The sequence below is a fragment of the Aliigemmobacter aestuarii genome (assembly GCF_004799285.1).
In the GTDB taxonomy this organism is placed as follows: Bacteria; Pseudomonadota; Alphaproteobacteria; order Rhodobacterales; family Rhodobacteraceae; genus Aliigemmobacter; species Aliigemmobacter aestuarii.
The window spans coordinates 639,666-659,176 of sequence record NZ_SSND01000001.1; the positions used below are offsets into that span (position 1 = coordinate 639,666).

Annotated in this window: 18 protein-coding genes and 1 riboswitch; of the genes, 14 read left to right on the forward strand and 4 right to left on the reverse strand. The window is 70.2% G+C overall.

The window, feature by feature from the left end:
* Window position 1 precedes the first annotated feature (1 nt).
* Window positions 2–1,357, reverse strand: a complete 1,356-nt coding sequence (locus tag E7811_RS03015) for an aminotransferase family protein (RefSeq protein ID WP_136393099.1) — start codon at window positions 1,355–1,357, stop codon at window positions 2–4.
* Window positions 1,358–1,549: 192 nt separating this feature from the next.
* On the opposite strand from E7811_RS03015, the gene E7811_RS03020 reads away from it, so the two are divergent.
* From E7811_RS03020 to bluB, 4 genes are all read left to right on the forward strand, one after another.
* Window positions 1,550–3,148 (forward strand): N,N-dimethylformamidase beta subunit family domain-containing protein, encoded by a 1,599-nt coding sequence (locus tag E7811_RS03020; protein WP_136393100.1) that lies wholly within the window; start codon window positions 1,550–1,552, stop codon window positions 3,146–3,148.
* Between the two features lie 96 nt (window positions 3,149–3,244).
* Entirely contained in the window at window positions 3,245–4,138 is an 894-nt protein-coding gene (locus tag E7811_RS03025) for a propanediol utilization protein (RefSeq protein WP_136393101.1), read from the forward strand.
* 20 nt (window positions 4,139–4,158) lie between these two features.
* Window positions 4,159–5,136, forward strand: coding sequence for a threonine-phosphate decarboxylase CobD (gene cobD, locus E7811_RS03030; protein WP_136393102.1), 978 nt, complete (start codon window positions 4,159–4,161; stop codon window positions 5,134–5,136).
* A gap of 1 nt (window position 5,137) precedes the next feature.
* The gene (gene bluB / locus E7811_RS03035) at window positions 5,138–5,761 is read left to right on the forward strand and encodes a 5,6-dimethylbenzimidazole synthase (RefSeq protein ID WP_136393103.1); all 624 of its coding nucleotides are present in this window, start codon (window positions 5,138–5,140) and stop codon (window positions 5,759–5,761) included.
* A 7-nt stretch (window positions 5,762–5,768) separates the two neighbouring features.
* Here the strand turns inward: bluB and E7811_RS03040 are convergent, their stop codons facing one another.
* Window positions 5,769–7,214 carry a cobyric acid synthase gene (locus E7811_RS03040; RefSeq protein ID WP_136393104.1) on the reverse strand — a complete coding sequence of 482 codons (1,446 nt, stop codon included), beginning with the start codon at window positions 7,212–7,214 and terminating at the stop codon, window positions 5,769–5,771.
* A gap of 146 nt (window positions 7,215–7,360) precedes the next feature.
* Window positions 7,361–8,014 carry a cob(I)yrinic acid a,c-diamide adenosyltransferase gene (gene cobO, locus E7811_RS03045; RefSeq protein WP_136393105.1) on the reverse strand — a complete coding sequence of 218 codons (654 nt, stop codon included), beginning with the start codon at window positions 8,012–8,014 and terminating at the stop codon, window positions 7,361–7,363.
* A gap of 41 nt (window positions 8,015–8,055) precedes the next feature.
* Window positions 8,056–8,297: riboswitch (cobalamin riboswitch) on the forward strand.
* A 115-nt stretch (window positions 8,298–8,412) separates the two neighbouring features.
* Here cobO and E7811_RS03050 point away from each other — a divergent pair.
* The 7 genes from E7811_RS03050 to cobJ are packed head-to-tail and all read left to right on the forward strand — an operon-like array spanning window position 8,413 to window position 16,429.
* On the forward strand, window positions 8,413–8,850 hold the full coding sequence (locus E7811_RS03050; protein ID WP_136393106.1) for a DUF1636 family protein: 438 nt from the start codon (window positions 8,413–8,415) through the stop codon (window positions 8,848–8,850).
* A 14-nt stretch (window positions 8,851–8,864) separates the two neighbouring features.
* Entirely contained in the window at window positions 8,865–9,899 is a 1,035-nt protein-coding gene (cobW, locus tag E7811_RS03055; RefSeq protein WP_136393107.1) for a cobalamin biosynthesis protein CobW, read from the forward strand.
* A 15-nt stretch (window positions 9,900–9,914) separates the two neighbouring features.
* Window positions 9,915–13,151 (forward strand): cobaltochelatase subunit CobN, encoded by a 3,237-nt coding sequence (gene cobN, locus E7811_RS03060; protein ID WP_136393108.1) that lies wholly within the window; start codon window positions 9,915–9,917, stop codon window positions 13,149–13,151.
* Window positions 13,148–14,326 (forward strand): precorrin-3B synthase, encoded by a 1,179-nt coding sequence (cobG, locus tag E7811_RS03065; protein WP_136393109.1) that lies wholly within the window; start codon window positions 13,148–13,150, stop codon window positions 14,324–14,326. The genes cobN and cobG overlap by 4 nt, the downstream gene beginning before the upstream one ends.
* Before the next feature lie 2 nt (window positions 14,327–14,328).
* Entirely contained in the window at window positions 14,329–14,958 is a 630-nt protein-coding gene (locus tag E7811_RS03070) for a precorrin-8X methylmutase (protein WP_136393110.1), read from the forward strand.
* Window positions 14,959–14,960: 2 nt separating this feature from the next.
* Window positions 14,961–15,698: a precorrin-2 C(20)-methyltransferase gene (locus E7811_RS03075; protein ID WP_136393111.1), complete on the forward strand. Its 738-nt coding sequence runs from the start codon at window positions 14,961–14,963 to the stop codon at window positions 15,696–15,698.
* Window positions 15,695–16,429: a precorrin-3B C(17)-methyltransferase gene (gene cobJ, locus E7811_RS03080; protein WP_136393112.1), complete on the forward strand. Its 735-nt coding sequence runs from the start codon at window positions 15,695–15,697 to the stop codon at window positions 16,427–16,429. Before E7811_RS03075 ends, cobJ begins: the two co-directional genes overlap by 4 nt.
* On the opposite strand, the gene E7811_RS03085 is transcribed toward cobJ, so the two are convergent.
* Window positions 16,405–17,154, reverse strand: coding sequence for a cobalt-precorrin-6A reductase (locus tag E7811_RS03085; RefSeq protein WP_136393113.1), 750 nt, complete (start codon window positions 17,152–17,154; stop codon window positions 16,405–16,407). The genes cobJ and E7811_RS03085 overlap by 25 nt on opposite strands.
* A 10-nt stretch (window positions 17,155–17,164) precedes the next feature.
* On the opposite strand from E7811_RS03085, the gene cbiE reads away from it, so the two are divergent.
* The 3 genes from cbiE to cobM are packed head-to-tail and all read left to right on the forward strand — an operon-like array spanning window position 17,165 to window position 19,505.
* Window positions 17,165–18,346 carry a precorrin-6y C5,15-methyltransferase (decarboxylating) subunit CbiE gene (cbiE, locus tag E7811_RS03090; RefSeq protein ID WP_136394207.1) on the forward strand — a complete coding sequence of 394 codons (1,182 nt, stop codon included), beginning with the start codon at window positions 17,165–17,167 and terminating at the stop codon, window positions 18,344–18,346.
* Window positions 18,343–18,729 carry a cobalamin biosynthesis protein gene (locus tag E7811_RS03095; RefSeq protein WP_136393114.1) on the forward strand — a complete coding sequence of 129 codons (387 nt, stop codon included), beginning with the start codon at window positions 18,343–18,345 and terminating at the stop codon, window positions 18,727–18,729. The genes cbiE and E7811_RS03095 overlap by 4 nt, the downstream gene beginning before the upstream one ends.
* Complete coding sequence (gene cobM / locus E7811_RS03100; protein ID WP_136393115.1) at window positions 18,726–19,505, forward strand: precorrin-4 C(11)-methyltransferase; 780 nt, start codon at window positions 18,726–18,728, stop codon at window positions 19,503–19,505. Before E7811_RS03095 ends, cobM begins: the two co-directional genes overlap by 4 nt.
* The last annotated feature ends 6 nt before the right edge of the window (window positions 19,506–19,511 follow it).

Genomic DNA, 19,511 nt, shown 5'->3' on the forward strand with positions numbered 1-19,511 from the left:
CTCAGGCCCCCCCAAGCCCGGTTTCCGCGGCGAATTCCGCCAGGGCGCCGGTCAGCCGTTCCATGATTTCGCCCACCTGGGCGGGTGTGGTGATCATCGGCGGGGCGACAAGGATATGGTCGCCCGAATAGCCCCCGCGCGACCGGCGGGAATAGACGATCAGCCCCCGGCGATAGGCGGCCTCGACGATCCGGTCGAAGGCCTTCACGGTTGGCGCGAGAGGCGCGCGCGTCTTCCGGTCGGCGACGATCTCGAAGGCCAGCAGCATCCCCATGCCGCGCACGTCACCGATGAAGGGGAAGCGATCCATCAGCTTCACCAGTTCGGCCTTCAGCAGCGCGCCGGTGGACAGCGAATTCTGCATCATGCCCTGCCGTTCGATTTCCTCGATCACCGCAAGGCCCGCGGCGCAGGCCAGCGGGTTCCCTGCATAGGTGAAGCCGTGCAGGAAACCGCCCTTGGCCAGCACCGCCTCGACCAGATCGCCGCGCGCGACGATGGCGCCAAGCGGCACATAGCCCGCGCCGAACCCCTTCGACACCGCCATGATATCGGGCGCTGCATTCCAGTTGCGGCCGCCGTAAAGCGTGCCAAGACGCCCGCCGCCCGACATCACCTCGTCATGGATCAGGAGGACGCCGTGGCGCGTGCAGATCTCGCGCACCGCCTCCATATAGCCCTTCGGCGGCACCAGCGCGCCGGTAGAGGCACCGCCCACGGGTTCCACCAGGAAGGCCAGCACGGTTTCCGGCCCTTCCTCGATGATCTTAGCCTCAAGCATCGCGGCGTAATGCGCGCCGGTCGCCGGGTCGTCGGGATCAAGCCCGTCAAGCCATGCGGTCGGCGCGGGGACCTTGGGCATCACCTGCATCATCGGCGTGAACGGATCGGTCAGCGCGTCATAGCCGGTGACGGCCAGCGCCCCCAGCGTGCAGCCGTGATAGGACGGCCAGCGCGAAATCACCTTCCACCGGCTGCCCTGCCCGGTGGCGACGGCATGCTGGCGGGCCAGTTTCATCGCGCTTTCCACCGCCTCGGACCCGCCCGAGACGAAGAACACCCGATCCATCCCCGGCCAGGCGTGTTCGCACATCTTCGCCGCGAGGGATTCCGACGCCTCGGTGACGAAATGCAGCCGGTAGCCGAAGGTCGATTTCTCCATCTGGCGGCGCATCGCGTCCAGCACATGGGGGTTGGAATGACCGATGTTGCAGACCATCGCGCCGGACGAGCCGTCGATGAACCGGTTTCCGTCCTGATCCCACATGTAGATGCCCTCGGCCCGGTCCAGCACCGGGCGGGGGTGTTCGGTCTGGTAGAACAGGAAGGATTTGGCGTTGCGCAGATCGGCGGTCATCGGTCGCTCCGGTTTCGGGATGAAGCCAGCCTAGACTGGCGCATTGCCCGGACGCCACCCCCGAAACGACATCGGGCGGTCGACTTCGGGCGCATACTGCCGGACCGGCCCGGCGATCTGCCAAGGTCGGTTTCAGGCGTGACAGGCAAGGGCGCGATGCGCTTTGATGCGGGGCGAGAGAAAGGAAAACCGATGACATTGCAGGGATTCTTCGTCGCAGCACCGCATGACACCGGCGATCCGGTGATGGGCCATTACTACGAGATGGCCAGCGCAGATCCGTCGCGGCCGCAGGTCTGGGGCTATACCGATGCGCTCAGCCTTGCCCCCGGCGAGGTGCTGCGCCTGCACGCCATGTCGAACGCGCCCCGCATCGCCGTGACGATCCTGCGCGACGGCCTGACGCCCCGGCCGGTCTGGCAAGGTGACATCCCTGGCGGGTTTGCCGAAACCCCGGCGCAATGTTCGGTCACCGGCTGCGGCTGGCCCGTGCGGCTGGAACTGCCGGTGCCGCAGGACTGGGCCAGCGGGCTTTACCGTATCCGGATGGAGGTGCCGGGCCATGCCAGCGAACACATGTTCGCCCTTCGCCCAGGCGCCGGCGCGCCGCGCGGCGACATCCTTATGATCCTCGCGACCGGCACCTGGTGCGCCTACAACGACTGGGGCGGGTCGAACCACTATCAGGGGCTGACCGGCCCTTCGGGGCGGGATTTCGCGCCCCATGTGTCGATCCTCAGGCCGTGGGCGCGGGGTTTCGTGGAATGGCCAGCGGATGCGCCGCGCATCCCCCACGCCTCGCCGCTGAGGACGCGCCCGCGCTATCCGCACATGGAATACGCCCGCGCCAGCGGGGTGTCGAAGAAATACGCCTCATCGGGCTGGGGGGCGTTCGAGCGGCCCTTCGCGCTGTGGTGCGAGGCCGAAGGCATCCGGCTCGACATCGCCACCCAGCACGACCTGCACGCCTGGCCCGAAGTGCTGGCCCCCTATTCCCGCGCGCTCATCGTCGGCCATGACGAATACTGGACCTGGGAAATGCGCGACCACCTGGAGGATTGGGTGGACGCGGGCGGAGAGCTGGCGCGGTTCGGCGGCAACTTCTTCTGGCAGACGCGGCTGTCGGATGACCTGACCGTTCAGACCTGCTTCAAGACGCGAGCCGAGGCGGAAGACCCGGCCATGACCGAAAAGTCCAGCCGGTTGACCTGTTATTGGGATCATCCGCAGGTCAACCGCCCGGCAACGGCGACGATGGGCTTGACCGGCTCGGCGGGCGTCTATGCCGGGTGGAGCCGCTGCGCCGCGCATGGCTCAGGCGGGTTCACGATCTGGCGGCCCGATCACTGGTCGGTGGCCGATACGGGGCTTGGCTATGGCGATGTCCTGGGCGCGGCCTCGCGCATCTTCGGCTATGAGGTGGACGGGATCGACTATACGATGACACACGGCCTGCCCCATCCCGCCGCCGGGGCGGGATTGCAGGGCGACCTGACGATCGTGGGCCTGTCGCCCGCCACGACGCTGGCCCATTCGACCGGGCCAGAGGACGCAGACGCCTTCATCGGCACGCTCGACGCCGAGGAAGTGGCGCAGTTCGTCCATGGCAAGGTGACGCCGGAAACGATCGGGCTGGCCAGCCGTGGCAACGGGGTGATGGCGGAATACCGGCGCGGCAAGGGCGCGGTGTTCAACGCCGGGTCCTGCGAATGGGTGGCCGGGCTGATCGCCCGCGACGGCCCGGTGGAACAGGTCACGCGGCGCATTCTGCGCGGTCCCTGGCGCGGCTGATCCGTCCCGGGGCGCGTTCTGCCCTTGCGGACCCGGGGGCCGATCTGGCAATTGCGCCAACGGGGCGGCGGATGCCCCGCGGCAAGAGGCACGGGCGTGCAGGGCGGGTTTCACAGCGCATCGCGATGGACAGGCGGCGAACGCCGCATCCGCATCTGCGGCCATTTCGGGGAATGGATCCAGGGCCGGCTCGGGCCGGATGGCCCGGTGGCGCTGGTCAGCCTGCCCTGCCCCGCGCTGGCCGTGATGGGCCGGTTCCGCCCGGCCCGAAGCCTGTCCGTGCAGGGGGCGGGCCCCCTTCCGGTGACGCCGGAAGAGGCGCGGCGCTTTCTTGGCCAGCTGGGCCTTTCGGCGCGCGGCCGCTTTTTCCTTCGCCCAGGCATGGAACTGGGGGGCGGGGCCGGGTCCTCGACCGCGGCGCTGGTCGCGCTGGCCGGGCTTGCCGGTTATGGCGGCGATGCCCTCGGGCTTGCCCGTGCGGCGGTGGCCAGCGAAGGCGCCAGCGACCCGCTGATGTTCACCGCGCCCGACCGGCTGCTGTGGGCCTCGCGCGAAGGGCGCATCCTGGGCCGCGCCGCGCCGCCGCCGCCCACCGACGTGATCGGCGGCTTCTTCGGCCCGCCGCGCCGCACCGATCCGGCCGATGGCGACTTCCCCGACATCACCGACCTCTGGGGCGACTGGCAGGCCGCCTCCGCCGCCCGCGACCTGCCTCGGCTTGCACGGCTGGCCAGCCTGTCGGCCCTGCGCAGTGCCGCGCGCCGCGGCGGCGGTCAGGACCCGACGCCCGATCTTGCCCGCACGCTTGGCGCGCTTGGCCATGTCGCGGCCCATACCGGATCGGCGCGCGGGCTGGTCTTTGCGCCCGGCACCATTCCCGCCCATGCCACAGAGGCCCTGCGCGAGGCGGGTTTTCGCGCCGTTCTGTCGTTCCGCACCGGCGTTTCGTCGCCGCGCCGCTTGCGCGCCACCCGCGCCGGTGGTTTCTGATCCGCCGCAGGAGAGGTCACATGACACGCGATCACGGCGGAAACATCGACTGGGCGCAAGCGCATTGGGACGGCGACGACTGGATCGACCTTTCGACCGGGATCAACCGCGTGCCCTATCCGCTGCCCGCGCTTGCCCCCGAAGACTGGACGGGCCTGCCGACCCGTTCAGCGACCGAAGCCCTGATCGAGGCCGCCCGCACCGCCTATGGCACGACCGCGCCGATGGTCGCCCTGTCGGGCGCGCAGGGCGCGATCCAGTTGCTGCCGCGCCTTCTGCCGCACCGGACGGGGCGCGAGGCGCGGGTCCTGTCACCCACCTACAACGAACATGCCGCGGCCTTGCGCGTCGCCGGATGGGAGGTCCGCGAGGTCCTGTCGCCCGAGGCACTTGAAGGGGCCGACCTTGCGGTTATGGTGAACCCCAACAACCCGGACGGACGACGCTGGCGGCCGGGTTCGGTTCTGTCGATGGCCACCCGCGTGGGACGCATGATCGTGGATGAAAGCTTTGCCGATCCGACGCCGACCCTGTCGCTGGCACCGCATCTGACCGGGGCCGAGGGCGAACCGGTGGTGCTGCGGTCCTTTGGCAAGTTCTATGGGCTGGCAGGGCTGCGGCTCGGGTTCGCGATCGGTCCGGCCCCGGTGATCGCCGCCCTGGCCGAGGCAGCAGGCCCCTGGCCCGTTGCCGGCCCGGCCCTGCGGGTGGCCACTCGGGCCTTGCAGGACGCCGACTGGGCGCGCAGGACCACAGCCCGGCTGCGCCAGGATGCGGCGCGGGCAGATGACCTTGCGGGGCGCGCGGGCTGGTCGCTTGTCGGCGGGACGGATCTGTTCCGGCTTTACGAGACGCCCGATGCGACAGCCGCGCGCGACCGGCTGGCCCGGCACCGGATCTGGAGCCGGATCTTCCCTTGGTCGCCGCGCTGGCTGCGCCTCGGCCTGCCGGGATCGGCCGCCGAATGGACCCGGCTCGAAACAGCGCTGGCCGCCTGAGATGGAATTTGGCCCGGATCACCGCCAGGCTCTGGCCGATATCCTGAGATGGCGGCGCGACGTGCGCCACTTTCAGACCGCGCCCGTCGCGCCCGAGGTGCTGACCCGCCTGCGCGAGGCGATGGCCGCCGCGCCCTCGGTCGGCAATTCGCGGCCCTGGCGGGTGATCGAGGTTCGCGCGCCCGCGCTGCGGTCAGGTGTCCGTGAAAGCTTTGCCCGCTGCCAGGCCGCCGCCGCGGCCGAATATGACGGGAAAAGGCGGCAGGACTACCTCGCGCTGAAACTCGCCGGATTGGACCGCGCCCCGGTGCAACTGGCCGTCTTCACCGAAACCGATCCCGCCGAGGGCCACAGGCTGGGCCGGCTCACCCTGCCCGAAACGTTGCAGCAATCCACGGCGATGGCGATCTACACGCTCTGGCTGGCCGCGCGGGCGGAAAACCTGGGCCTCGGCATGGTGTCGATCCTCGATCCGGCCGAGATGGAACGGCTGTTCGGGGTTCCGCCACACTGGACGTTCACGGCCTATCTCTGCCTCGGCCATCCCGAATTCACCGACGACCGCCCTCTCCTGCACCGCGCAGGCTGGCAGGAGGACAGCGAAACCGTCTGGCAGGTCCGCTAGGCGCGGTCTAACGGGCCAGCACCAGCATCCCCGCGACATCGGCATGCGCCTCAAGATGATCGGCCAGCCGGTCCAGCACAGCATCGACCGTCGCGGAATAGGACCGGCCCGCAGGTTCGACACCAAGGCCGGCCAGATAGGCCGCGCGGAAGGCGTCACCCGCGAACATCCCGTGCAGATAACTGCCCGTGACCCGCCCGTCGGCGGAAACCGCGCCCTCGGCCTCGCCCTCGATCCGGGCGAAGGGGCGCGCGCGGTCGGCCCCGTCGGTACGGCCGATGTGAATCTCGTATCCCTCCAGCGGCGCGCCGCTTGCCGCATGGATCGCCGAGACCCTGCTCAGGCGCTTGTCGCGCGTCATCACCGTCTCGACATCCAGCAGGCCAAGACCGGGGGTTTCGCCGGGCGGCCCCTCGATCCCCTCGGGGTCGCGCACCACGCGGCCAAGCATCTGGTAGCCGCCGCAGATGCCCAGTACACGCCCCCCCCGGCGCAGATGTGCGGCAAGGTCCAGATCCCAGCCCTGTTCCCGCAGAAAGGCCAGATCGCCGCGCGTCGACTTCGACCCCGGCAGGATCACCAGATCGCAATCGGGGATCGCCTCTCCGGCCCGCACCATCGTCAGGCTGACGCCCGTCTCCTGCGCCAGCGGATCGAGATCGTCGAAATTCGCGATGCGCGAGAAGACCAGTGCCGCGACGCGAAAGCCGCCGCCCGCCTGCCCGCGCGGCAGATCCAGCGCGTCCTCGGCCGGAAGCTTCGCGGCATCGGCGAAAAAGGGCACCACGCCAAAGCCGCGCCAGCCCGTGCGCTTGGCGATCAGGCGATAGCCATCGTCGAACAGCGACGGATCGCCGCGGAACTTGTTGATCAGGAACCCGCCGATCATCGCCGCATCGGCCGGATCGAGCACCGCCTGCGTGCCAACGATCTGCGCGATGACCCCGCCCCGGTCGATGTCGCCCGCAAGGATCACCGGCACATCCGCCGCCCGCGCAAAACCCATGTTGGCGATGTCGCCCGCACGCAGGTTCACTTCGGCCGGGCTGCCCGCCCCCTCGACGATGACGATGTCATGCGCGGCCTTCAGACGCCCGAAACTGTCCAGCACCGGCGCCATCAGCGACGGCTTGAGCGCGGCATAGTCGCGCGCCTTCACCGTGGCGACACGCCGCCCCTGCACGACGACCTGCGCCCCCGTCTCGGTCTCGGGCTTCAGAAGGACCGGGTTCATGTCGACCACCGGCTCCAGCCCCGCAGCGCGCGCCTGCAACGCCTGCGCCCGCCCGATCTCGCCCCCGTCGACGGTAACGGCGGCATTGTTGGACATGTTCTGCGGCTTGAACGGCGCGACCGAAAGCCCCCGCCGCCGCGCCGCCCGGCACAGGCCCGCCACCAGAAGCGACTTGCCCACGTTGGACCCGGCCCCCTGGATCATCACCGCCCGGCTCATGTCCGCGCCTTTCGCGTCCGGATGGCGCGGATGCCTCCGGCGGGGGTATTTGCATCAGGTTGAAACAAGATTCGAACCAAGATCTCGCGCCTTCATCTGTTCCCAGATACTCCGGGGGTCCGGGGGGCAGCGCCCCCCGGCTGCCTTCAGAATTCCACCCCGGGCTGGCCCTTGATGCCCGACCGGAAGGGATGTTTGACCAACGTCATTTCGGTCACGAGGTCCGCCAGTTCGATCAGCTCGTCCTTGGCATTCCGCCCCGTCAGGCAGACATGGGTCAGCGCGGGCTTCTCGTCGCGCAGGAAGGCCACCACCTCGTCGATGGGCAGGTAATCGTATCGCAGCGCGATGTTGATCTCGTCGAGAAGGACAAATCGGATCTTCGGGTCGCGGATCAGCTCCTTGGCCTTTTCCCAACCCTTGCGCGCCATCTCGATGTCGCGGGCGCGGTCCTGGGTTTCCCAGGTAAAGCCCTCGCCCATGGCGTGAAACTGGCAGAGATCGGAAAAATGCCCCTCGATCAGGCGTCTTTCGCCAGTGTCCCAGGCGCCCTTGATGAACTGCACCACCGCGCAGGGCATGCCATGGGCGATGCAGCGCAGGATCATCCCGAAGCCGGACGAGGACTTGCCCTTGCCCGGCCCGGTGTGAACGATCACCAAACCCTTCTCGCCCGATTTCGTGGCCATGATCTTGTCGCGCGCGGCCTTCTTCTTGGCCATCTTCTGGGCATGGCGCGCATCGGGATCGGTCACCTTTTCCGGTCCGCTTTCGGCCGGGATGTCGTGTTCATCGGTCATGGTGCCGTTCCTCTCCTTGACATTGCGGGCCTGCTGCCGTTTGACATCAGACCAGCGCTGGTGCCTGTCCTACGGCAGGCCAAGAGGGAATGCGACAGGTTTTCCGACACCGCAAGGCCGGGAACCGAAGCGCAGCCGCCCCCGCGACCGTGACCGGAAAGGTCGCCCGAGGCCACTGGCCCCCTGCCCCCGCGACGGGCACGGCCGGGAAGGCAGGGTGACCGCTGGGCCATCCGGCCCTGGATCCGCAAGCCGGGAGACCTGCCAGCCGATGACGACTGAACGGGCGGACGGGGTGATCCGCAGCCGGCAGGTGGGCCTGATCCGCGGCAGCGTGTCACCGGCCCGTCCCCCGGTCCTGCACAGCCCCTCTGCCCTGGCCCAGGAAGGACGAACCGATGGCGGCGGCGGTGCTGCATGTGTGTGTGACCTGCAAGGGCGCGGCGACGGTCGCGGCCTGCACCGATTGCCCGTCGGGCGGTGCCGATGCCGCGCAATGCGCCAACTGCCCGCTGGCGCAGGCCGGGGCCGCGCCGGGCGGGATGCGCGCGGGCGCGCAGCTTGCCGCGGCGCTGGCCGATCTGCCCTGCCCCGAGGGCGTGACCATCCGCGAGGTCGAATGCCTGTCGGCCTGTTCGCAGGGCTGTTCGGTGGCGCTTTCGGCCCCCGGCAAGTGGTCCTACGTCTATGGCCGCCTGACCGCGGGCGACGCGATCGACATCCTTCTGGGCGCCGCCGCCTATGCCCGGGCCGCCGACGGGATCGTGCCCTGGCGCGACCGGCCCACCATCTTCCGCAAGCAGAGCCTTGCGCGCATTCCCCCGATCGACATCTGACCCGAGGACGCCCCATGACCGACCTGACCAAGATCCCCGTCACCGTGATCACCGGCTTTCTGGGCGCCGGGAAGACCACGCTCATCCGCCACCTGATGCAGAACCCGCAGGGCAAGCGGCTGGCCGTTCTGGTCAACGAATTCGGCACCGTGGGCGTGGATGGCGACATCCTGAAATCCTGCGCCGACGAGAACTGCCCGGAAGAGAACATCGTCGAGCTGGCGAACGGCTGCATCTGCTGCACCGTGGCCGATGACTTCATCCCGACGATCGAGGCGCTGATGGCCATGCCGAAGCGGCCCGATCATATCCTGATCGAAACCTCGGGCCTGGCGTTGCCCAAGCCCCTTCTGAAGGCATTCGACTGGCCCGCGATCCGGTCGCGCATCACCGTGGACGGGGTGATCGCGCTGGCCGATGCCGAGGCCGTGGCCGCCGGGCGCTTTGCCCCGGACGAGGCCGCGGTGCAGGCGCAGCGCGAGGCGGATGAAAGCCTGGATCACGAAACGCCCCTGTCGGAGGTCTTCGAGGACCAGATCGCCTGTGCCGACATCGTGCTTTTGTCCAAGGCCGATCTTGCCGGCGATGCGGGTCTTGCCGCCGCCCGCGCGGTGATCGAGGCGGAAACCCCGCGCAAGCTGCCCATCCTGCCGATGACCGAGGGCGTGATCGACCCGCGCGTCGTCCTGGGCCTGAACGCCCGGGCCGAGGACGACCTGCACGCCCGTCCCAGCCACCACGACGGCCACGACGACCACGAGCATGACGATTTCGATTCGGTCGTGATCGAATTGCCCGAGGTGACCGATCCGGACGCACTGGCCGAAGCGATCCGGCGCCTTGCGCGCGAACAGGACATCCTGCGCGTCAAGGGCCATGTGGCCGTGGCGGGCAAGCCGATGCGGCTTCTGGTGCAGGCGGTGGGGGAACGGGTGCGTCACCAGTTCGACCGCCCCTGGGGGACCGAGCCCCGCCTGAGCCGCCTTGTCGTCATCGCCGAACACGACCACATCGACGAGACCGCGATCCGCGCGGTTCTGGGCGCCTGACGGGGGCCGCCGCCGATGCATGTCGTCTTCCGCGAAAGCCACGGGCTTGAGGAAACGGACACCCCGTTCGACCTGGGTCAGACCCCGGCCGATCTGGTGGTGCTTTCGTTTTCCGACAGCGACCTTGGCGCCTTCGCGGCGGGCTGGCATCGCGGGCGGACATCGCTTCCGTCGCTGCGGCTGGCGAACCTTGTCGCCCTCCGGCACCCGCTGTCGGTCGATACCTATGTGGAAAACACGCTGGCCGGGGCCAGGGGCATCCTGATCCGCCTGATCGGGGGCGAAAGCTATTGGCCCTATGGCCTTGCCTCGGTGCAGGACCTGTGCCGCCGGAAGGGCATCGCGCTGGCGGTGCTGCCTGCCGACGGGAGGGTGGACCCGGCGCTGGACGCGGCCTCGACCCTGCCGGTGTCGACGCTCCGGCGGCTGATGGCGCTTTGCGATGCGGGCGGCGCGGTGGCCGCGCAGGCCGCGCTGGCGCAGCTGGCGCTGGCGGCGGGGCTTTATGCCGGGCCGGTGATGGGCGAAAAGACCGTGCCCGATTGCGGCTGGTACCTGCCGGGTCGCGGCGTGGTCGCCGGGCCGGACGACAGCGACCGCCCGCGCGTCGCCGTCACCTTCTACCGCAGCTATCTGACGGCGGCCGATACCGCGCCCGTCGATGCCCTGATCGCGGCGCTTGAGGCGCGCGGCTTTGCGGCCACGGGGCTGTTCGCCCCGTCGCTGAAGGCCCCCGGCGCGGGTGATTTCCTGCGCGCGGCCCTGACGCGATTGGCGCCGGTCGCGATCGTCAACGCCACCGCGTTTTCCGCAAAGGGCGAGGATGGCGAAACCCCGCTGGACGGCCCCGGCTGCCCGGTTTTTCAGGTCGCCCTGTCGACCGCGCGCCGGCGGGACTGGGCCGGATCGGACCGTGGCCTGTCGCCTGCCGATCTGGCGATGCATGTTGTCCTGCCCGAGGTGGACGGGCGAATTTTCGCAGGCGTGGCCAGTTTCAAGTCGCCGGGGCGCAAGGACCCGGACCTGCAATTCTCGCGGTTCGCGCACCGCGCCGACGAGGGGCGGATCGCGCAGGTGGCCGACCGGGTTGCCGCATGGCACCGGCTGGCCGTGACACCGCGGGCCGACCGGAAACTGGCGGTGGTGCTGTCCACCTATCCGGGTCGGCCCGACCAGCTTGCCCATGCGGTGGGGCTGGATGCGCTGGCCTCCACAGCGGCGCTGTTTGCTGAACTGAATTCTGAAGGATACGCCACAAGCCATTGTGATGATTTGGGTATCCGGCTTACGAAGGACAGGCTTACATGGCCCGTTGCAGCCTATCGCGCGGCGCTACTGGCGCTGCCCGGCGCGCTGCGCGACCGCCTGGCCGAGGCCTGGGGCGCGCCCGAGGATGATGCGCTGGTGCAGGACGGGGCCTTTGCCTTTCCGGCGGTCCGGGCCGGGCAGGCCATCGTCTCGCTGCAACCCGAACGGGGCGAGGTGACGACGCGGGACGCCGATTACCACGATCTTGCCCGCACCCCCTGCCACGGCTATGTCGCCTTCTACCTCTGGCTGCGGTCGCAGGGCATCCATGCGCTGTGCCACGTCGGCGCGCATGGCACGCTGGAATGGCTGCCGGGCAAGTCTGCGGCGCTTTCGGCAGACTGCTGGCCCGAGGCGCTGATCGGCCCCCTGCCGGTGATCTACCCGTTCATCGTGAACGACCCCGGAGAGGCGGCGCAGGCCAAGCGGCGGATCGGTGCCGTCACTCTGGGGCACATGCCGCCGCCGATGGCCACCGCGCGGGTGCCCGAGGGGCTTTTGCGGCTGGAACGGCTGTTGGACGAATACTCCACCGCCGACGGGCTGGACCCGGCGCGCCGCGACCGGCTCATCGCCTCGATCCGCGACGAGGCGCAGGGCGCGGGGGTCGAGGCCGACCTGGGCCTGCCCTCCGATGCCTCTGCCGCCGAGGCGATCACCCGGATCGACCGCTTCGTCTGCGACATCAAGGAAAGCCAGTACGGCGACGGCCTGCATGTGTTCGGACAGGCGCCGGGCGAATGGGCGGGGCTGCTGGCCGCGCTGGATGGCCGCAGGGTGGCCCCCGGCCCGTCGGGTTCGCCCTATCGCGGGCGGTCCGATGTGGCCCCGACCGGGCGCAACCTGTTTTCGGTCGATCCCCGCGCGGTGCCTTCGCGCGCGGCCCATGCGCAGGGCGTGAAACTGGCCGAGGAACTGCTCCGCCGCCACTTGCAGGACAAGGGCGACTGGCCGCGTGGCCTGGTGCTTGACCTGTGGGGGTCGGCCACCATGCGGACGGCGGGCGAAGAGGTGGCGATGGCGCTGCATCTGGCCGGGTTGAAACCCCGCTGGGACGAGGGCAGCGAACGCGTCTCGGGCTTCGAGGTGCTGCCGTTGGCCCTGCTGGGCCGCCCCCGCATCGACGTGACGCTGCGCGTGTCGGGCCTGTTCCGCGACATCTTTCCCGGCCTTGCCCAGATGTTCGAGGCCGGCGCGGCGGCGCTGGCCGACCGCGACGAGGCGCCCGAGGACAATCCCTATGTCACCCGCGCGCCCCGCGTCTTCGGCCCGAAGCCCGGACTTTACGGCATGGGCATGGGTGAGGCTCTGGAGGATTATTCCGAGGCGGGCCGTCTGGCCGCGGGCGAGGCCTGGCTTTCGGCCAGTTCCTGGGCGATCGGCGCCGATGGCGAGGTGCGCGACGACCGCGCCGCGCTGGAAGCGCGCCTGAAGGCCGCCGATGCCTTTGCCCATGTGCAGGACCTGACCGAAACCGATGTGCTGATGGCCCCGGATTACGCCGCCCACGAAGGCGGGATTGCGGCAGCGCTGGCCGCGCTCGGGGCCGAGGCACCCGCGGCCTATCATCTTGACACGACCAACCCCGCCGCCCCCCGCGCCCGCACCGTGACCGAAGAGATCGGCCGCGTGGTGCGCGCCCGCGCCGCCAATCCGGCCTGGGCCGACGGGATGATGCGGCACGGGTTCCGCGGGGCCGCCGAGATTACCGCGACGTTGGATAATATGGCGGCATATGCCCACCTGACCCGAAATATCCCTGTGCATTTGTTCGATTTGTACCATGAGGCAACGTTGGGCCGCCCCGATCTCGTGGCCTTCATGGAACGCGAGAACCCGATGGCGCTGGCGGCGTTGCGGGCGCGGTTCGCGGCCTTGCGCGATGCGGGGCTGTGGGTGACGCGGCGCAACTCCATCGCGGCCGCAATGGAGGGGGGCGCATGACGACCGCTCCGGTCATTCAGGGCTGGTGCCCTGGCGCGCTACGCCCGATGGCCTCGGGCGACGGTCTGGTGGTGCGGGTGCGCCCGGTGGGCGGGCGGCTGACCCCGGATCAGGCCGCAGGCATCGCCGCGCTGGCCACCGCCCATGGCAACGGGCTGATCGACCTTTCGGCGCGCGCCAATGTGCAGTTGCGCGGGGTCACGGCCGAAAGCCACGCGCCCCTGATCGAGGGGTTGCGCGCGCTTGGCCTGATCGACGCGGATGCCGCGGTCGAGGCGCGGCGCAACATCGTCGTCACCCCGTTCTGGGCCGAGGGCGACGGGACGCAGGACATGGCCCGCGCGCTGATCGCCGCGCTTGCCGCGCCAGATGCACCCGACCTGCCCGGCAAGTTCGGCTATGCGCTGGATACCGGCCCCCGGCCTGTCCTGCGCGACACCGCGGCGGATATCCGCATCGAACGCTGCGGCGGGCGGTTCGTGGTGCGTGCCGAAGGCTGCGACCTAGGCCGCGAAGTCGCCGCGGGGGATGTGGCCGCCGCCGTCATCGACCTTGGGCGCTGGTTCGTCGGCGCGGGCGGGGTTTCGGGCGGACGCGGGCGGATGGCCGCGCTGATCCGCCGGGGCATCCTGCCGCCGGAAGACTGGCGCCGGGTCAGGGCGCCAGAAGGCGCGATGCCCGCGCCCCGACCCGGCCTTGTGGCCGAAGGCGCGCTGGTGGGTTTCGAATTCGGCCAGATGCAGGCCGAAACGCTGGCGGCCCTTGGCGCGACGGGCGCGCTGCGCATCACGCCCTGGCGGATGGTCCTGATCGAGGGCGCGCGTGCCCTGCCCGGCCTGCCGGGGCTGATCACCGATCCGGCCGATCCTCTGCTGCGCGTCATCGCCTGCACCGGCGCGCCCGGCTGCGTTCAGGCGCATGCGCCCACCCGCCCGCTGGCCCGCGCGCTGGCCCCGCATCTGCCGCAAGGCGCTATTCTGCATGTCGCGGGCTGCGCCAAGGGCTGCGCCCTGCCCGGCGCGGCGCCCCTGACACTGACGGCGACGCCTGGCGGCTTTCACCTGATCCGCGATGGCGCCGCCGCCGATCCGCCCGCCCGTGCCGGGCTTTCCCCCGAAATCCTGATCGCCGATCCCGGCCTTCTGACCGCCCCCCAGACCGAAAAGACCACCTGACCATGCCGCACAGCTACATCACCGACGGGGCCGAGATCTATCGCCAGTCCTTCGCCACGATCCGGGCCGAGGCCGATCTTGCCCGGTTCACCCCCGAAGAGGAAATCGTCGTCGTGCGGATGATCCACGCCGCCGGGATGGTGGGGCTTGAGGCCTTCGCCGAATTCACCCCGGGCATGGCGATTGCCGCGCGGGCCGCGCTTGAGGCCGGCGCGCCGATCCTGTGCGATGCGCGGATGGTTTCCGAAGGCATCACCCGCCCGCGCCTGCCCGCCGACAACCAGGTGATCTGCACCCTGCACGACCCCCGCGTCCCCGGCCTTGCGCGCGAAATGGGGAACACGCGGTCCGCCGCCGCGCTGGAATTGTGGCGGCCGCATCTGGCGGGCGCGGTGGTGGCGATCGGCAACGCGCCGACTGCGCTTTTCCACCTGCTGAACATGCTGGAAGACCCGGCCTGCCCGCGCCCGGCCGCGATCATCGGCTGCCCGGTCGGCTTCATCGGGGCGGCCGAATCGAAAGAGGCGCTGATGGCTGCGCCGCCCGTGCCCTCGATGATCATCCGCGGCCGTCTGGGCGGATCTGCGATCACCGTCGCCGCCGTCAACGCGCTTGCCAGCCGGAAGGAATGACCATGGGGCGGATCATCTGTGCGGGCCTCGGCCCCGGCGACCCGGACCTGATCTCGGTGAAATCCGACCGGGCGATCCGGGGGGCCGATCACGTGGCCTATTTCCGCAAGATCGGGCGGCAGGGGCAGGCCCGGCGGATCGTCCAGGACATGCTGCGCGCGGACGTCACCGAATATCCGATGGAATATCCTGTGACGACGGAACTGCCCTTCGACAGCCCCGAATACCGCCACGCGCTGGCGGGTTTCTATGACGACTGGGCCGCGCGTCTGGCCGATCTGGCGGCGACGCGCGATGTCGTCGTGCTGTGCGAGGGCGATCCCTTCTTTTACGGTTCGTTCATGCATCTCTACACCCGCCTTCAGGGCCGGGCCGAGGTCGAGGTGATCCCCGGCATCACCGGGATGACCGGGTGCTGGCATGCCACTGGCACGCCGATCACCTGGGGCGACGATGTGCTGACGGTGCTGATGGGGACGCTGCCGGAAGAGGACCTGGTGCATCACATGCAGGGGGCCGATGCGCTGGTCATCATGAAGACCGGCCGCAACCTGCCCCGCGTGCGCCGGGCGCTGGCCACCGTCGGACGGCTTCAGGACGCCTGGCTTGTGGAACGCGGCACCATGCCGGGCCAGCGGATCGAACGGCTGGCCGAGGTCGAGGATCACGATTGCCCCTATTTCGCGATCGTGATCGTCCACGGCCACGGTCGCCGCCCCGAAATGGAGGCCGGCGAATGAACGGCTGGATCAGGGTGGCGGGGCTTGGCCCCGGGGACGAATCGCTGGTGACCGACCCGGTGCGCGCGGCGCTGGATCAGGCGACCGACGTGATCGGCTACATACCCTATGTGGCCCGCGTGGCCCCGCGACCGGGGCTGACGCTGCATGCCAGCGACAACCGCGTGGAACTGGACCGTGCCGCACATGCGCTGCGTCTGGCGCGCGAAGGGGGGCACGTGGTGATCGTGTCTTCGGGCGATCCGGGGGTCTTCGCGATGGCCAGCGCGCTGTTCGAGGCGCTGGAGGCCGAACCCGACCCCGACGCCCATGACATCGCCATCCTGCCCGGCATCACCGCGATGCTGGCGGCGGCGGCGGCGGCGGGTGCCCCCCTCGGGCATGATTTCGCGGCGATCAACCTTTCGGACAACCTGAAGCCCTGGGACATGGTGGAACGCCGCCTGCGGCTGGCCGCGCAGGCCGATTTCGCGATGGCCTTCTACAATCCGCGGTCGAAATCCCGCCCGCACCAGTTCACCCGCACGCTGGAGGTGCTGCGCGAGGAATGCGGGCCTGACCGGCTGATCACCTTCGCCCGCGCCGTCACCACCCCCGAGCAGGCGCTCCGCACCGTCACGCTGGCCGAGGCCACGCCCGAAATGGCGGACATGCGGACCGTGGTTCTGGTCGGCAATTCCGCCACACGGCGGGTCGGACGCTGGGTCTATACCCCGAGGCGGGCGGAATGACCCAGCCAGCGCAGCACCTCGGCCGGATCGTCGGTGACCGCGCGGGGCGGCGCGGGGGGGCGGTCGATCAGGATGACTGGCAGGCCAAGGCTGCGCGCGGCATCCAGTTTCGCCCGCGCGCCGGTTCCGCCCGCGTTCTTGGCGACGATATGGGTGATGCGGTGGGCCTTCATCAGCGCCAGGTCGCCATCCAGGGTGAAGGGGCCGCGCGCGATTTCCACCGCCACATCGGCCAGTGGCAGCGCGCCCTGCGGCGGATCGACAAGGCGGATCAGATAGTGATGCTGCGGGCGGGCGGCGAAAGCGGCCAGCGTCTGCTTGCCGATGGCCAGAAACACCCGCGCGGGCGCCATTGGCAGGGCCGCGACCGCGCCCGCGATATCGGCGACATGGGTCCAGAGGTCGCCGGGGCCCGCGACCCAGGGCGCGCGTTCAAAGGCCAGAAGGGCCACACCCGCCGCCTCGCAGGCGGCAACGGCATTGGCGCTCATCCCGGCGGCGAAAGGGTGGGTTGCGTCGATCACATGGGTGATGCCTTCGGCCCCCAGATAGGCGCAAAGTCCCGCCACCCCGCCAAAGCCGCCGACGCGGGTGGGCAGGGGTTGAGCCACCGGCGCATCGGTCCGCCCGGCGTAGGAAAACACCGCATCCACCCCGGCGGTCGCCAGATGGCGGGCCAGAAGGCTGGCCTCGGTCGTGCCCCCCAGAAGAAGGACGCGCGGCATGGCTGAGGGCATGAAGGCTCCGTGGCTGGCGATCATCGGTCTGGGCGAAGATGGCGCGGAAGGGCTGACGGATGCAAGCCGCGCCGCGCTGGCAGCGGCCTCGGTCATCTTCGGCGGCCCGCGCCATCTGGCGCTGGTGGACGTGGGCGAACGCGGGCGGGAGTGGCCGGTGCCCTTTGACCTGGCCCCCCTTCTGGCGCTGCGCGGGCAGCCGGTGGCAATGCTGGTTTCGGGCGATCCGTTCTGGCATGGCGCGGGCGGATCGGTGGCGCGCCACCTTTCCCCCGAGGAATGGCAGGTCTTTCCGGCGCCGTCCTGTTTCACGCTGGCCGCCGCGCGCCTTGGCTGGCGGATCGAAGAGACCACCTGCATCGGCCTGCACGCCGCGCCCTTCGCCCGCCTGCGGCCCGGCCTTGCCGAGGGCGCGCGGATCATCGCCACCCTGCGCGACGGCGCGGCGCCTGCGGAATTCGCACGCTGGCTTTGCGGCCTGGGCTTTGGAGACAGCGATCTCTGGGTGATGGAAGCGCTTGGCGGGCCGCGCGAACACATCCGCAAGACCGCCGCACAAGCCTTTGACATGGCTGACATTTCCACGCCCGTTGTGGTCGCGGTCAGGGCGCGGGGCCGCGCCGGATTGCCGCGCGGCTTCGGCCTGCCGGATGACCTGTTCGCCCATGACGGGCAGATCACCAAGCGCCCCGTGCGGGCCCTGACGCTGTCCACGCTTGCCCCCCGCCCGGGCGAGGTGCTTTGGGACATCGGCGGCGGGTCGGGTTCGGTCTCGGTCGAATGGTGCCTTTCCGGGGGCATGTCCTGCTGCATCGAGCCACGGGCGGATCGCGCCGCGAACATCCGCGCCAATGCGGCGGCCTTCGGGGTGGATCACCGGCTGACCGTCACGACGGGCCGCGCGCCCGAGGCGCTGGCGGGGCTGCCCGCACCCGATGCCGTCTTTGTCGGCGGTGGCGGGGATGCGGGGCTTTTCGCGCATCTCTGGGCGGTATTGCCCCCCGGCACGCGGATCGTGGCCAATGCCGTGACGCTGGAATCGGAAACCCTGCTGGCGCAGTTGCACGCCACCCACGGCGGCCATCTGATGCGGATCGACATCGCGCAGGCCGGCACGCTGGGGCGCATGCGCGACTGGCAGGCGGCGCGGCCCGTCGTACAATGGAGCGTTAGGCGATGATCGTGGCGGGGATCGGCTTTCGCGCGGCCGCGACGGCCGAGGCACTGGCCGCGGCCCTTGCGGCGCTTGGCCCCGACGCACCCATGCCCGAGGCCCTTGCCACCGCCGCCGAAAAGGCCGATGCAGCGGCGCTGCGGGTGCTGGCGGCGCGGATGGGCCTGCCTGTCGTGTCGGTTCCGGCCAGTCGCCTGTCGGGGGTGAAGACGCCAACCCGGTCGGAACGGGTCAAGGAACGGTTCGGCACCGGATCGCTGGCCGAGGCGGCGGCGCTGGCGGCGGCGGGACCGGGGGCGCGGATCATCGCGGGGCGCGTGACCTCGCCCTGCGGAATGGCGACGGCGGCGCTTGCCGAAGGGGACGGACGGGAAGGAGACGGGGCATGACGGTTCACTTCATCGGAGCAGGGCCAGGCGCGCCCGACCTGATCACGATCCGCGGGCGCGACCTGATCGCCGCCTGCCCGGTCTGCCTTTACGCCGGATCGCTGGTGCCCGAGGCGCTTCTGGCCCATTGTCCGCCCGGTGCGCGGATCGTGAACACCGCGCCCCTGTCGCTTGACCAGATCATCGGGGAAATCGCCACCGCCCATGCGGCCGGTCAGGATGTGGCGCGGCTTCATTCGGGCGACCTGTCGGTCTGGTCGGCCATGGGCGAACAGCTGCGCCGCCTGCGCGAGATAGGCATCCCCTATGACGTGACGCCGGGCGTGCCCTCGTTCGCCGCCGCGGCCGCCACGCTGGGGGCAGAGCTGACCCTGCCGGGGATCGCGCAATCGGTGATCCTGACGCGGACCTCGGGCCGCGCCAGCGCCATGCCCGAAGGCGAGACGCTTCAGAACTTTGCCCGCACCGGCGCGACGCTCGCCATCCACCTTTCGGTGCATGTGCTGGACCGGGTGGTCGCGGACCTGACCCCGCATTACGGCGCGGATTGCCCGGTGGCCGTGGTCTGGCGGGCAAGCTGGCCCGATCAGCGGGTGGTCAAGGCCACCCTCGCCACGCTTGAAACCGCCGTCGGCGCCGAGATGGAGCGCACCGCGCTGATCCTTGTCGGGCGCGCGATCGGGGCCGAGGATTTCGACGAAAGCCGCCTTTACGCAGGCGATTACGACCGCCGCTATCGGCCCGTCGGCACCCATCCCCGCTTTCCCGGCACCTGAACGGCC

What these genes read in the sequence shown, in the direction of transcription:
- E7811_RS03075 (WP_136393111.1), top strand. Translation starts at nt 14,961, where the DNA reads ATGGGGCGGATCATCTGTGCGGGCCTCGGCCCCGGCGACCCGGACCTG.
- E7811_RS03020 (WP_136393100.1), top strand. Translation starts at nt 1,550, where the DNA reads ATGACATTGCAGGGATTCTTCGTCGCAGCACCGCATGACACCGGCGAT.
- E7811_RS03040 (WP_136393104.1), bottom strand. Translation starts at nt 7,214, where the DNA reads ATGAGCCGGGCGGTGATGATCCAGGGGGCCGGGTCCAACGTGGGCAAG.
- E7811_RS03015 (WP_136393099.1), bottom strand. Translation starts at nt 1,357, where the DNA reads ATGACCGCCGATCTGCGCAACGCCAAATCCTTCCTGTTCTACCAGACC.
- cobO (WP_136393105.1), bottom strand. Translation starts at nt 8,014, where the DNA reads ATGACCGATGAACACGACATCCCGGCCGAAAGCGGACCGGAAAAGGTG.
- E7811_RS03070 (WP_136393110.1), top strand. Translation starts at nt 14,329, where the DNA reads ATGCCGCACAGCTACATCACCGACGGGGCCGAGATCTATCGCCAGTCC.
- cbiE (WP_136394207.1), top strand. Translation starts at nt 17,165, where the DNA reads ATGAAGGCTCCGTGGCTGGCGATCATCGGTCTGGGCGAAGATGGCGCG.
- cobD (WP_136393102.1), top strand. Translation starts at nt 4,159, where the DNA reads ATGACACGCGATCACGGCGGAAACATCGACTGGGCGCAAGCGCATTGG.
- E7811_RS03095 (WP_136393114.1), top strand. Translation starts at nt 18,343, where the DNA reads ATGATCGTGGCGGGGATCGGCTTTCGCGCGGCCGCGACGGCCGAGGCA.
- E7811_RS03085 (WP_136393113.1), bottom strand. Translation starts at nt 17,154, where the DNA reads ATGCCGCGCGTCCTTCTTCTGGGGGGCACGACCGAGGCCAGCCTTCTG.
- cobW (WP_136393107.1), top strand. Translation starts at nt 8,865, where the DNA reads ATGACCGACCTGACCAAGATCCCCGTCACCGTGATCACCGGCTTTCTG.
- cobJ (WP_136393112.1), top strand. Translation starts at nt 15,695, where the DNA reads ATGAACGGCTGGATCAGGGTGGCGGGGCTTGGCCCCGGGGACGAATCG.
- bluB (WP_136393103.1), top strand. Translation starts at nt 5,138, where the DNA reads ATGGAATTTGGCCCGGATCACCGCCAGGCTCTGGCCGATATCCTGAGA.
- cobG (WP_136393109.1), top strand. Translation starts at nt 13,148, where the DNA reads ATGACGACCGCTCCGGTCATTCAGGGCTGGTGCCCTGGCGCGCTACGC.
- cobM (WP_136393115.1), top strand. Translation starts at nt 18,726, where the DNA reads ATGACGGTTCACTTCATCGGAGCAGGGCCAGGCGCGCCCGACCTGATC.
- E7811_RS03050 (WP_136393106.1), top strand. Translation starts at nt 8,413, where the DNA reads ATGGCGGCGGCGGTGCTGCATGTGTGTGTGACCTGCAAGGGCGCGGCG.
- cobN (WP_136393108.1), top strand. Translation starts at nt 9,915, where the DNA reads ATGCATGTCGTCTTCCGCGAAAGCCACGGGCTTGAGGAAACGGACACC.